10 protein-coding genes are annotated in these 12,330 nt (G+C 65.0%); 9 read left to right on the top strand and 1 reads right to left on the bottom strand.

Annotated features, from left to right (window positions below):
• Window positions 1-147 precede the first annotated feature (147 nt).
• From AC1X6S_RS05085 to AC1X6S_RS05070, 4 genes are all read left to right on the top strand, one after another.
• Complete coding sequence (locus AC1X6S_RS05085; RefSeq protein WP_483404690.1) at window positions 148-993, top strand: sugar phosphate isomerase/epimerase family protein; 846 nt, start codon at window positions 148-150, stop codon at window positions 991-993.
• Window positions 990-2,033 carry a Gfo/Idh/MocA family protein gene (locus tag AC1X6S_RS05080; RefSeq protein ID WP_483404689.1) on the top strand — a complete coding sequence of 348 codons (1,044 nt, stop codon included), beginning with the start codon at window positions 990-992 and terminating at the stop codon, window positions 2,031-2,033. The genes AC1X6S_RS05085 and AC1X6S_RS05080 overlap by 4 nt, the downstream gene beginning before the upstream one ends.
• A complete protein-coding gene (locus tag AC1X6S_RS05075; protein WP_483404688.1) occupies window positions 2,030-3,196 on the top strand; it encodes a Gfo/Idh/MocA family protein in 1,167 nt (388 codons plus the stop codon). The genes AC1X6S_RS05080 and AC1X6S_RS05075 overlap by 4 nt, the downstream gene beginning before the upstream one ends.
• 128 nt (window positions 3,197-3,324) lie before the next feature.
• A complete protein-coding gene (locus AC1X6S_RS05070) occupies window positions 3,325-4,395 on the top strand; it encodes a LacI family DNA-binding transcriptional regulator (protein WP_483404687.1) in 1,071 nt (356 codons plus the stop codon).
• A 78-nt stretch (window positions 4,396-4,473) separates the two neighbouring features.
• On the opposite strand, the gene AC1X6S_RS05065 is transcribed toward AC1X6S_RS05070, so the two are convergent.
• On the bottom strand, window positions 4,474-5,334 hold the full coding sequence (locus AC1X6S_RS05065) for a sugar phosphate isomerase/epimerase family protein (protein ID WP_483404686.1): 861 nt from the start codon (window positions 5,332-5,334) through the stop codon (window positions 4,474-4,476).
• A gap of 165 nt (window positions 5,335-5,499) precedes the next feature.
• On the opposite strand from AC1X6S_RS05065, the gene uxaC reads away from it, so the two are divergent.
• The 5 genes from uxaC to AC1X6S_RS05040 all read left to right on the top strand — a co-directional run bounded on the left by uxaC (window position 5,500) and on the right by AC1X6S_RS05040 (window position 12,084).
• Window positions 5,500-6,912, top strand: coding sequence for a glucuronate isomerase (gene uxaC, locus AC1X6S_RS05060; protein WP_483404685.1), 1,413 nt, complete (start codon window positions 5,500-5,502; stop codon window positions 6,910-6,912).
• Window positions 6,909-8,333, top strand: coding sequence for a mannitol dehydrogenase family protein (locus AC1X6S_RS05055; RefSeq protein WP_483404684.1), 1,425 nt, complete (start codon window positions 6,909-6,911; stop codon window positions 8,331-8,333). The genes uxaC and AC1X6S_RS05055 overlap by 4 nt, the downstream gene beginning before the upstream one ends.
• 390 nt (window positions 8,334-8,723) lie before the next feature.
• Window positions 8,724-10,199, top strand: coding sequence for a glucuronide transporter (gene uidB, locus AC1X6S_RS05050; protein WP_483404683.1), 1,476 nt, complete (start codon window positions 8,724-8,726; stop codon window positions 10,197-10,199).
• A gap of 57 nt (window positions 10,200-10,256) precedes the next feature.
• Window positions 10,257-11,495 carry a D-mannonate dehydratase ManD gene (manD, locus tag AC1X6S_RS05045; protein WP_483404682.1) on the top strand — a complete coding sequence of 413 codons (1,239 nt, stop codon included), beginning with the start codon at window positions 10,257-10,259 and terminating at the stop codon, window positions 11,493-11,495.
• A 16-nt stretch (window positions 11,496-11,511) separates the two neighbouring features.
• Window positions 11,512-12,084 carry a gluconokinase gene (locus AC1X6S_RS05040; RefSeq protein WP_483404681.1) on the top strand — a complete coding sequence of 191 codons (573 nt, stop codon included), beginning with the start codon at window positions 11,512-11,514 and terminating at the stop codon, window positions 12,082-12,084.
• Window positions 12,085-12,330: the final 246 nt, after the last annotated feature.

The following is a 12,330-nucleotide window of genomic DNA, read 5'->3' as shown; positions in this document are numbered from 1 at the left end:
ACCTGTCGCTACCTCCATCAGACACGGGAGCGGATTTTTTGTCAACCGGTTGCCAAAACCCCAATGGGCCCCTAGAGTTGGCCCATGGCCCGCGGATTTGTCCCGCTGGTTCCCAACGACGCGAACACGTAAGGCGGAGACGACGCAATGACCGACACTGTCACCTGGACCCTCTCCGGCTTTGGCGACGAAATCGACCCGGACCCGCGGATCCAGAGCGCCGTCCTCAAGGCCCTCGGCAGCGAACACATCGAGGTGCGCAGTGCGTGGGGGACCAACGTCGTCGACCTCGACGATGATCAGCTCGCCGATCTCACGATGCTTCTCTCCGCCGAAGGCATGCGGGCGTCAGCCGTCGCATCGCCCATCGGAAAGGTCGACGTCTCGCTCGATGCCGACCTGGAGGTGCAGAGGCTGCGCCGCGTCATCCGCGTCGCTCACGCACTCGACACTCCCAACATCAGGATTTTCTCCTTCTTCCGCGCCGACGGTGTCGAGGTAGAAGACATCCGTGACGACGTGCTCGTGCGTATGCGTCTGCTCGCCGATGAGGCCGAGCGTGAGGGCATCACCCTTCTCCACGAGAACGAGAAGGACATCTACGGCGACACTCCCGAGCGCGTACTCGATCTCGTTGAGTCCGTGTCCTCGAGCGCTCTTCGGCTCGCCTGGGACAGCGCGAACTTCGTGCAGGTCGGCGTCGCCAATCCCCACGATGCCGGCTACGCGATGCTGAGGCCGTACCTCGACTACCTCCAGGTCAAGGACGCGGATGCCGCGACCGGCTCCGTCGTTCCCGCTGGCCAGGGAGACGGGCAGGTGCTGGCAACCCTCACCGCGCTGCGCAACGACGGCTACACGGGCTTCGCCTCGCTCGAGCCTCATCTCGACGCGGCACACACCCTCGGCGGGTTTTCGGGACCGAGCGCATTCGGCCAGGCCGCTCGTGCATTCGACGGTCTACTCCGCAGCATCGGTGTGTCGACGAAGTGACCGGTCTCACCCGTGCCGCGGTCATTGGCTGCGGAGACATCTCAGCGCTTCACTTCGCCGCGATCGCCGCCCTCGACAATGCTGCCGTCGTTGCCGTGTGCGACACCGATCCTGGCAGGCTCGCCACGGCATCCGCCGCTCTCAACGTCCCGGGTTTCGACGATCACGTGCGGCTGTTCGACGAGGTTCGGCCTGACGTCGTCCATATCTGCACACCGCATCACACGCACGCGGTGATCGCGGTCGACGCGCTCGAGCGGGGGATCTCGGTTGTGCTCGAAAAGCCTCTCGCCCACACCCGGGCGGAAGCAACACGGTTGACCGAGGCAGCGTCACAGAGCGGCGCCAGAATCGCCGTGTGCTTCCAGAACCGGTACAACGCCCCGGTGCAGGCGGGCAGGGAGCTTCTGGCCTCCGGCAGGACAGGGGCGATCATCGGGGCATCCGCAACGGTGCTCTGGCAGCGTGGCGCCGAGTATTACGAAGATCGTCCGTGGCGTGGCCGGTGGGCGACCGGCGGGGGAGGTCTGCTCATGAACCAGGCGATCCACACCGTCGACCTGGTGCAGTGGCTCGTTGGGCCGGTCGCCTCGGTGCGCGGCAGCGCCAGTACCCGGCTGCTCGACGAGGTGATCGAGGTCGAGGACACCGCCGAGATGGTGCTTACCCACACAAACGGCGCTCGAACCGTCTTCTACGCGACGCTCGCCAACGTCGCCAACGCCCCGGTCGCCATCGACATCGTCACCGAGAAGGCGACGCTCAGCCTCCGCGGTGCCCTGACCGTGACGTGGGTAGACGGCCGGGTGGAGACCGTATCCGAGCGGACGCTCGCTGCTGGCGAGCGTTCGTATTGGGGTGTGTCCCACGAGCTGCTCATTCGTGACTTCTATTCGGCGCTCGATACCGGCGTTCGGTTCTGGATCGATCCGGCCGAGGCGCGCAAATCATTCGACATCATTCAGGACGTCTACGACCAGTCTTACCCGGAACGAGCCGGGTGGACGCAGGAAACCACAGAACGGAAAACTCTTTCATGACGCAGAAAGTTCGACTCGGAATCATCGGTTTCGGTACGCAGGGATCGATGTACGCGAAGTTCATCGCCGACGGCATGGTCCCGAACATGGTCGTAACGGCCATCGCTGACATCGACCCTGCCAAAGCGGATGTCGTTCGAGCGGCCTATCCGGACACCGCGTTCTACGACGACTACATCGCGCTGCTCGAGAGCGGCGACGTCGATGCCGTCGTCACGACGGTTCCACACTTCCTGCACCCGCAAATGGGGATCGACGCGCTGTCGCGTGGCATCCACGCGCTCGTCGAGAAGCCCGCGGGTGTCTACACCAAACAGGTCAGCGAACTGCTTGCGTTCGCCGAGACGGTGCCTGACCTGAGCTTCGGCATCATGTTCAATCAGCGCAACAACCCGCTCTACCGCCGGCTCAAGGAGATCGTCGACGCCGGGGAGATCGGCGAGATCCGCCGGAGTAACTGGATCATCACGACCTGGTGGCGCCCGCAGGGGTACTACAACCAGAGCGAGTGGCGCGCCACCTGGGGCGGAGAGGGCGGCGGAGTGCTCGTCAACCAGGCACCGCACCAACTCGACCTCTGGCAGTGGATCTGTGGAGTCCCGGAGAAGGTCTTCTCCAAGGTCGCCTACGGGTTCCGCCGCGACATTGCCGTCGAAGACGAAGTGACCGCTGTCGTGGACTACGGCGACGGACGCACCGGCGTGTTTGTCACGGCGACCCACGATCTCATCGGCACCGACCGGTTCGAAATCCTGGGAGACGCGGGCAAGATCGTCGTCGAGAACAGCAAGACAGCGACCGTGACCCGCTTGACGAAACCGGAACGGGAACTCTCCGAGAGTATGAGCATGCAGGATGTCGCCAAGCTCTTCATGGGGCAGCTCGACCCGACCGAGTTCTACACGACGGAGACGATCGAGTTCGAGTCCGCGTGGGGCGACCAGCACGCCGGTGTGCTCGAAAACTTCGCGGCGAACATCCTCGACGGCACGCCGTTGCTGGCGCCCGGGTCCGACGGCATTCGGGGTGTTCGCCTCGCGAACGCCATCCACCTCTCCAGCTGGACCGGCAAGGAAGTCCCGCTCGACTTCGACGAGAGCGAGTACCTCGCGGAACTCAACAAGCGCATCGCGGACGAGGGCAAGTTTCCCGTCCGGTCGTAAGAAGTGATCGAACCCCGCGGCCGGAGCGCCGCGGGGTTCGCCCGCTGGGTGACGAGCCGTGCGCTACCGTAGAACTTTCGAGAAGGCCCGCCGGGCAGCGTGCATTGTGCACGTCCAAAGGAGTAGCCGTGCCGAGTGAGATCGCCGAGAACGACCCCATCGCAGGGGCTCCCAAAGCGCGCTCGCGCGCGGCGCGACCGGGGAAGAACGCGCCGACGATCTACGACGTCGCCGAGCTCGCCGGTGTAAATCCGTCGACGGTGTCGCGTGCCCTCAGCCAGCCGGGCCGGATCAACATCAAGACCGAGGAGCGAATCCACGCCGCGGCGAAGGAACTCAACTATCGGCTCAACCCGATGGCCCGCGCGCTCCCGACCGGGCGGACGAGCACGCTGGGCCTCCTCCTGGCCGACATCACGAACCCGATGATCTTCGGCATCGTGCGCGGAGCAGAACACGCGGCAGCCGAGCAGGGCTACACGCTCGTCATCGCCGAGTCCCAGGAGTCGGGGGAGCGCGAAGCGACCACCGCCGAGCGGATCCAGCCGTCGGTTGACGGGCTGATCCTTGGAACCACCCGGCTCAGTGACGAACAGATCCAGCGCCTCGCTGCCCACAAGCCCCTCGTTCTCATCAACAGGGAGGTCGCCGGAGTGTCGAGCGTGCTCCCCGATGTCGACCCCGGCATCGATGGAGCGCTCGAGCACCTCGAGTCGCTCGGTCACAAGTCGATTGCCTACCTTTCCGGCCCCGCCAACTCGTGGATGAGCTCGACCCGCTGGACGAGCCTCCTCGACAAAGCTGTCGCGCGCGGAATGAACGTCGTCGAGATCGGTCCAGGCGTTCCGACTCTCGACGGGGGCCGCGCTGCCCTCACCCGGATCCTCGCGTCCGGCGTGACCGGCGTCGTCGCATACAACGACCTCATGGCGATCGGCCTGCTCCGCGCGGCGAGCGATGAGGGTATATCGGTGCCAGAGCGCTTCAGCATCGTCGGCTTCGATGACATCTTCGGTTCGGACTTCACAACCCCGTCGCTGACCACGATTCGCACCCCGCTCGACCGGGCCGGTGCGCGTGCCGTCCGGCGTGCCCTGGCGCTCGTGGCCGGAGGGGCCGGCGACGATGGCAGCGAGTCGGAGGAGAAGATCGAGACCGAGCTCGTCATCCGTCAATCGACGGGCCCCGCTGCGTCCTGAGCGCTCCGGCAGGTGTCACAACGGATGCCGTCCCGCGTGATCGCGAGGCGGCATCCGTTTTCCGTCGGGAGCGAGTTTCTAGAACAGGTCGCCGTAGCCGAGTCCGACGAGGTTGTCGTGTGAGGTCTGCAGGCAGTCGAAGACGTCCCTGCCGTAAAGATCATCCTGCTCGACCAGGAGATACTGCACCTCGCTCGCGAGGCTCTCCTCGATGATGGCGCGGAAGTCCAGGTTGCCCTCGCCGACCTCGGCGAACTGGACGACGCCGGTGAACGCGGCCATGAACGTCGGGAAGTCGCCGGTGGCCAGTGCCGCGAACGCCTCGTCCGGGATGTTCCCGATCCGGTAGTCCTTGAGGTGCACCATGGCGACGCGGTCGCGGTACTTGCGGATCGTACCGACCGGGTCGAGGCCGCCGCGCTGTACCCAGTGCACGTCGATCTCGAGCCCCATGTCTGGCGCGCGGTCGGCGATGATGTCGAGGAGGTGCTTGCCCTCGTACTTCGCGAACTCGATGTGGTGGTTGTGGTAGTACAGGCTGATGCCCTCGTCGGCCAGTCGGCGGGCAATGGCATTGGTCTCGTCGCAGAACTCGAGGACCTTATCGAGCGACACCATGGCATCGAATGGCAGCATCCCGATGCGCAGCATCGTCGTGTCGAGTGCGCGGCAATCCGCAACGATCTTGTCGAAGTCAGTCGACAGCGATTCGCCCGGCATGCCGGGGGCGACCCGGAGCGAGGCTGAGAGTGACGCAATATTCATGCCGAGCTCGTCCCGCGCGCGGGCCAGCTCGGAAACGTTCTCGGCCGTCATCGGCACCTGAGACACTTCGACGGCGTGATAGCCGATGTCGGTGATCCTGCGGAGCGTCTCGAACGTGCCGTTCTGGGCGAAACTGTCTTTGAGCATCATTGCCTGGACGCCGATTGTGGCCACGTGGGTTCCTCCATTGGATTCGTCGCTTCCCTCGTTGGAAGCCGATTGCCGCAGCGGCCGAAAGGCCGCTGTCTTCCGCTCAGTCTGTCATGGGGTTAGGATGTTTGGCAACCGGTTGACACTCCCCGCTGGTTGGGCGAAATTTATTCAGATGAAGGTGTATCAATGAAGCTGCAACTCGACCCGGACCGGTTGTTTCCCGCCGACCCCGCAACCCGCGCCGTCGCCAGGACACTGTTCGAGCACGTCGAGAGCCTCCCGATCATCTCGCCGCACGGCCACGTCGATCCGGCGATCCTCGTCGAGGACAAGCCGTTCCCCGACCCGGCCGAGCTGTTCATCCGCTATGACCACTATGTGACGCGGCTGATGCACGCCGCCGGCATCGACCTCAGCGAGCTGGGCGTCCCGAACCGGGCGTCAGGCGAGGCTGTCGCTTCACCCCGTGAGGTGTGGCGCACGTTCAGTGAGAACTGGCACCTCTACGCCGGCACGGCATCCGGATACTGGCTGCAGTCGACGTTTTCGCAGATCTTCGGCATCGACGTACAGCCGAGTACCGAGACCGCTGATGCTATTTACGACGAGATCCAGGCGGCACTCGACACCGACGACTTCCGGCCACGCGCGCTCTTCTCCCGGTTCAACATCGAGGTGCTCGCGACGACGGACGATCCGATGGATTCGCTCGCGCCGCACAGGGCGCTCGCCGCGGACCCGGGCTTCACCGGCAGGGTGCTGCCGACGTTCCGCCCTGACGCGTACCTCAACCCGGCGACGCCAGGCTGGACGGACCGTGTCGCTGCGCTCGCCGAGTGGAACGGATCCGCCGTCGGTAGCTTCGCCGGCTACCTCGACGCGCTCGCTGGCCGCAGGCGATACTTCGTCGAGAACGGCGCGGTGTCTGCTGACCATGGCGTACTCGAACCGCTCACCGTCGACCTCGATACCGCCGAGGCCGGTGCTCTGTTCGAGAAGGGACTCGCCGGAAAATTGACGCCAGCTGAATCCCGGGTGTTCGCGGGCAACATGCTGCTCCAGAGTGCGCGCATGAGCTGTGACGACGGCCTCGTGATGACCGTGCACCCCGGTGTCTACCGCAACCACTCAAGTGAGACCTTCGCGGCGTTCGGCCCCGACACGGGCCACGACATCCCCGTGACGACAACCTACGTCGAGAACCTGCGTCCCCTGCTCGAAAAGTACGGCAACAACGCCGACTTCCACCTGGTTCTGTTCAGCGTCGATGAGACCGTCTACTCCCGCGAGGTCGCCCCACTCGCCGGTTTCTATCCGAGCGTCTACATCGGTGCACCGTGGTGGTTCCTCGACGCCCCGGACTCCGTGCTCCGCTTCCGTTCGGCGGTGACCGAGACCGCCGGCTTCTATCGCAGCTCAGGGTTCATTGACGACACCCGCGCCTTCCTCTCCATCCCCGCCCGGCACGACATGGCACGCAGACTCGACTCGGCATTCCTCGCCCGCCTCGTGCGCGAGGGCCGGATCGACGAAGCGACAGCGGGTCGGATTATCGTCGACCTCGTCGACTCACTGCCTCGAAAGGTCTTCAAACTGTGACGAACGCTCAAGCTCCACGCCTCACGCGCGCCTCCCTCGGCCTGGAAACCGGACGAGCGGATGCCGCACCCCGCGTTCGCATCGTTCACATGGGCCTCGGCGCATTCTCCCGCGCACACCAGGCCTGGTACACCGACGTCTCCGATCCGGCAGGGGAATGGGGGATCGCCGCCTTCACCGGCCGAAGCCGAACGGCGGCCGACGAGCTCGCGCCGCAGGACGGGCTATACACACTCATCGAACGCTCCGCCGAAAAGGACACCGCGATCACGGTCTCGAGCATCGTCGAGGCTCATGATGGTGCAGACCTGGATCGATTCGTCGAACTGGTTGCCGCGCCGGAGACCGCACTGGTCACGCTCACGGTGACCGAGGCCGGTTACCGCCTCACCTCCGACGGTCGGCCGAACCGTGACGACGCTGCGGTTCAGGATGACATCGACTGGCTGACAGCGGCGCTGTCTGGCGCGTTGCCGTCCTCATATGACGACGGCCCTGTCACAACCCTGGGCCGGCTCCTGCTCGGCCTGCATGCGCGGCGCGTCGCCGGGGGAGGGCCGATCGCCATCGTCCCCTGCGACAACATGCCAGACAACGGATCGTTCGTGAGACAGGGCGTGCTCGCTCTCGCCGAACTCGTCGACACGGCGACCGCCGAGTGGATCGCGAAGGACGTGTCGTTCGTCTCGACCTCGGTCGATCGGATCACCCCGAAAACCACCCCGCGAGATCTCGAGACAGCGACGACCCTGACCGGCTTCCGTGACAACGCTCCTGTTGTCACCGAACCGTTCAGGGACTGGGTCCTCTCCGGCGGATTTCCGGCCGGCCGCCCCGACTGGGAAAAGGCGGGCGCGCGTTTTGTCGAGAACATCGAGCCGTTCGAGAGACGTAAACTCTGGCTGCTCAACGGGGCGCACAGCCTGCTTGCGTACGCGGGCAGGCTGCGTGGCCATGAGACCGTCGCATCGGCCGTGGCCGATCCCGAGTGTCGTGCCTGGGTGATCGAGTTCTGGGACGAGGCGACCGAGCACCTCGGCGACGGTCTCGATCTCGACGCCTACCGTTCCGCGCTCCTTGACCGCTTCGAGAACGCCCGCATCGAACACCGGCTGGCTCAGATCAGCACGGACGGCGTCACAAAACTCCGGGTGCGAGCCGCCCCGATCATCCTCGCGGAGAGGGCAGCGGGTCGGAGTGGTCATGCGGCTATCCGTGCTGTTGGAACCTGGGTGGCGCTTGTGCTCTCAGGCGCGGATCTCCCGGACGCGTCGTCGGCCGATGTCACCGCGGCGCTCGGCTCAGACGGTGACGCGCTCACCGAGCTGGTGCGCGTCATCGACCAGCGGCTTGTGGACGATGCTGCGGTGCTCGACGGCATCCGTTCCGTCGCCGAACACGCAGTTCCGACGCGCTCCTGACCCGACAAACCCGCCGATAAGCACACTTGCGCCACGATGCTTGGCAACCGCTTGCCAATTGGTGGTAATCGTGCTTGACTTGTCGTCATCACGGTTTCAGGAACCATCACCTGCAGCACACATTTCTCGCAAGGATGCGGTCCGCAACGGCGCGCTAAGGAGGGCATCATGTCGGCATCGTTCGCTCGTGAACCCGCCGCCGTGTCCGTCTTCCGTGCTGTGACCCGGCGCGTATCTCGCGCCCCAATTCTCGGCAACCTCACCACCATGGCGAGCACCAGAAACGGTGAGGTTGCCGATACTCACGAACGGGTACTGAACGCACGTGCCCCCCTCGCAGTCGGATCATCGGACGCGCGGTAACAACTGCCCGTCGGGTAAAGGAGCCCCATGACATCCACGACCACCCCGCCACCCACACCGGTCTCACACGCTTCGCCGGCAACGGGCGCGCTGTCGAAGATCAGCATCATCGGCTATGGCGCTGGAGACGCGGCGAACAACCTGGCGTTCACGACAGCCACGATGTTCCTCCTGATCTACTACACGGATGTCGCGGGGATCTCCGCCGCCGCTGCAGGAACGCTGCTCCTCGTTGTGCGCGTCTTCGATGCATTTGCCGACCTTTTCGCCGGCCGAATCGTCGACCGCACCTACAGCAAGCGGTTCGGCAAGTTCCGTCCGTTTCTCATGTTCGGGTCGGTTCCGCTCCTCCTGCTCAGCGTCGCGACCTTCTCTATTCCACAAATTGGTGAGACCGGCGTTCTCGTCTACGCGTACCTCACATACGCGGCTCTGGGACTGGCGTACAGCCTCGTCAACATCCCATACGGCTCGCTTGCCGGTGCGATGACTCAGGACCCCGGGGAGAGGGCCAAGCTGGCGAGCGCTCGAACCGTCGGAGCCATGATCGTCGGCGCAGCGCTCGGTATCTTCGTCGCACCGTTGATCACCCCTGAAAACGACCTGCAGTCGATTTTCACCTTCATGACGCTCGGCTTCGTTGTCGTCGGCACCGCCCTCTACTTCTTCACGGCGTTTACGGCAAGGGAGCGTGTGAAGCGCGATGTGCCCCACGTCACGATGAAGCAGAGCTTCGCGATTCTTCGCAACAACAAGCCGCTCGTGCTCCTCTGCATCAGTTCATTCGTCTTCCTCACCGGCATGCTCGCTCTCAGCACCGTGCAGCTGTACTACCTGCGCGACGTGCTCAACGCCCTGCCCCTCTACGCACTCTTCTCGGTCATCCAGCTCGTCATGGTCTTCGGCCTCGCCGGATTCGTGCCGAAGATCGTCCGCGTCTTCGGCAAGCGCACCGCGTACATGACCGGCGGCGCTGTCATGGGCGTCGGCGGAGCCATCGTCTTCCTCGCGCCGCCGAGCATGGTCTGGCTCGGTTTCTCCGGACTCGTCGTCTGCCAGCTCGGAATCGTCCTCGTCAACATGCTGGTGTGGGCACTCGAGGCCGACACTGTCGAGTACGGCGAGTGGAAGACCGGCGTTCGCGCGGAGGGCATCGTCTACGCACTGTTTTCATTCACCAGGAAGGCGGGCCAGGCGGTCGGCGGCGCACTCGCCGCATACGCCCTGGCCTGGGGTGGGTACGTCGCGAACGCGGCCGCCCAGTCAGAACCGGCTGTGTGGGGCATCCGCGCCGGAGCCGGACTCATCCCGGTTGTCGCGAGCATCATCGCCATCGCCATTATGTACTTCTACCCGCTGACCGACGCGAAGCATAAAGAAATCGTTGCCGAGATCGCCGAGCGCCGTGACCGGCACGGTGCGGCAACTCCGATCGACCCCTCGCTGTCAACAGCCGCGTTCACAGTGAACCGCGGCCAGCACACGACGCCACCCACCGACTGACCACCACCGATACGCTCGGCGTAGATCCGTTCGCCGTCGCAACGCAGAAGGAAATCAATGAAGATCGAAAAAGCCGACGTCATCGTCACAAGTCCTGACCGCAACTTCGTCACGCTCAAGCTCACGACAGAGGACGGGGTCACCGGCCTGGGTGACGCGACACTCAACGGTCGCGAACTCGCCGTTGTCTCGTACCTGACCGAGCATGTCGTGCCTCTCCTCATCGGCCGCGAAGCCCACAACATCGAGGACACCTGGCAGTTCCTCTACCGCAGTGCGTACTGGCGCCGCGGGCCGGTCACCATGGCGGCCATCGCCGCTGTCGACGTCGCGCTGTGGGACATCAAGGCGAAGGTCGCCGGGATGCCGCTGTACCAGCTGCTCGGCGGCGCATCGCGCACGGGGCTGATGGCATACGGCCACGCCTCGGGCAAGACCCTCCCCGAACTCTTCGACAGCGTGCGCGAGCACCAGGAGCAGGGCTACAAATCGATCCGGATCCAGACAGGGGTCCCCGGGCTGAAGTCGATCTACGGCATCGCGTCAAACGCGACATTCGAGGCGAACAAGGGCGTCCGCTACGACCACGAGCCGGCCCAGCGCGGCGCGCTGCCCAACGAGGAGGACTGGGACACCCGCAGCTACCTGCGGCACGTTCCGACAGTGTTCGAGGCCGTGCGCAACGAGTTCGGCCCGGAGATCCCGCTGCTCCACGACGGCCACCACCGGATGACGCCCATCCAGGCCGCGACGCTGGGGAAGTCGCTCGAGCCGTACGACCTGTTCTGGCTCGAGGACTGCACGCCGGCCGAGAACCCCGAGGCCCTGCGCCTCGTGCGCCAGCACACCACGACACCGCTTGCGATCGGTGAGATCTTCAACACTGTCTGGGACTACCAGCAGATCATCCGGGAACAGCTCATCGACTACGTGCGCAGCGCTGTCACCCACACCGGTGGAATTTCGCACCTCAAGAAGGTCCTCGATTATGCGGCGCAGTACCAGATCAAGTCGGGCATGCACGGGCCGACGGACATCTCGCCCGTCGGGATGGCCGCGGCCATGCACCTCGGCATGTCGATTCACAACTTCGGTATCCAGGAGTACATGCAGCACGGTGAGAAGACCAACAGTGTCTTTGAGCAGTCATTCACCTGGAACGACGGAATGCTGCACCCGGGCAATAAGCCGGGCATCGGGGTGGAACTCAACGTCGACGAGGCAGGCAAGTACCCCTACGAAACCGCATACCTGCCGTACAACCGTCTCGCCGACGGTACAGTTCACGACTGGTAGACGGTAGATTCGGCAAATGTCAGAGCAGACCACGCCCCACATGCAGATCATTGTGATGGGGGTGTCCGGATCGGGAAAGAGCACGATCGGCGCCCTCATCGCCGGTGCCCTCGGGGTGCCGTTCGTCGACGGAGATGCCCTGCACCCGCAGTCCAACATCGAGAAGATGGCTGCCGGGCATCCTCTCGACGATTCCGATCGCTGGCCGTGGCTCGCCCTGGTCGGTCGGACGCTGGCCGATGCCGGCGGCGCCGGCGGGATGGTCATCGCCTGCTCCGCGCTGCGGCGCGCGTACCGCAAGGCGATTCTCGAGAGCGCGCCACAGGCGAGGTTCGTCCACCTGGACGGCAGCCGTGACGTGCTCGCCTCCCGGATCGAGGGCAGGAGCGGACACTTCATGCCGCCGAGCCTGCTCGACTCGCAGTTCGCGATCCTGGAACCGCTCGCCGACGACGAGCCGGGCATCGTCGTCGACATCGACAGGCCGGTCGCGGCCATCGTCGATGATGCCGTCGCGAGGATCCGGGCGGGAGAGGGCGTCCGGGAGGGCGAGGAGGCGCGAGCGGACGAGGGCGCGGCTGGCGCCTGACGCAGCGGGGCGCCCGACGGCGCGGCTGGCGCCTGACGCAGCGGGGCGCCCGACGGATGCTGTAGACTTGGCGACTGAACTTCGGCGAGGGATGCTGTGCGCTCACGGGCACCGCGGCATCCGTTATCGACGCGGTGGGCAAGGCACTTACTTTTCTTACCCAAGAACTGGCTTTTCCTCACGCTGACATGCGTTCGAGTTGAACCGAGGCCGGTCCGCCGCCCTCGCACCAGACCCACGGAGCAT

This window comes from Mycetocola sp. Y442 (assembly GCF_056898615.1).
The sequence above is the reverse complement of the archived record's forward strand: the minus strand, read 5'-3'. Positions and strand labels throughout refer to the sequence as shown.

What these genes read in the sequence shown, in the direction of transcription:
- AC1X6S_RS05040 (WP_483404681.1), top strand. Translation starts at nt 11,512, where the DNA reads ATGTCAGAGCAGACCACGCCCCACATGCAGATCATTGTGATGGGGGTG.
- AC1X6S_RS05085 (WP_483404690.1), top strand. Translation starts at nt 148, where the DNA reads ATGACCGACACTGTCACCTGGACCCTCTCCGGCTTTGGCGACGAAATC.
- uidB (WP_483404683.1), top strand. Translation starts at nt 8,724, where the DNA reads ATGACATCCACGACCACCCCGCCACCCACACCGGTCTCACACGCTTCG.
- manD (WP_483404682.1), top strand. Translation starts at nt 10,257, where the DNA reads ATGAAGATCGAAAAAGCCGACGTCATCGTCACAAGTCCTGACCGCAAC.
- AC1X6S_RS05075 (WP_483404688.1), top strand. Translation starts at nt 2,030, where the DNA reads ATGACGCAGAAAGTTCGACTCGGAATCATCGGTTTCGGTACGCAGGGA.
- uxaC (WP_483404685.1), top strand. Translation starts at nt 5,500, where the DNA reads ATGAAGCTGCAACTCGACCCGGACCGGTTGTTTCCCGCCGACCCCGCA.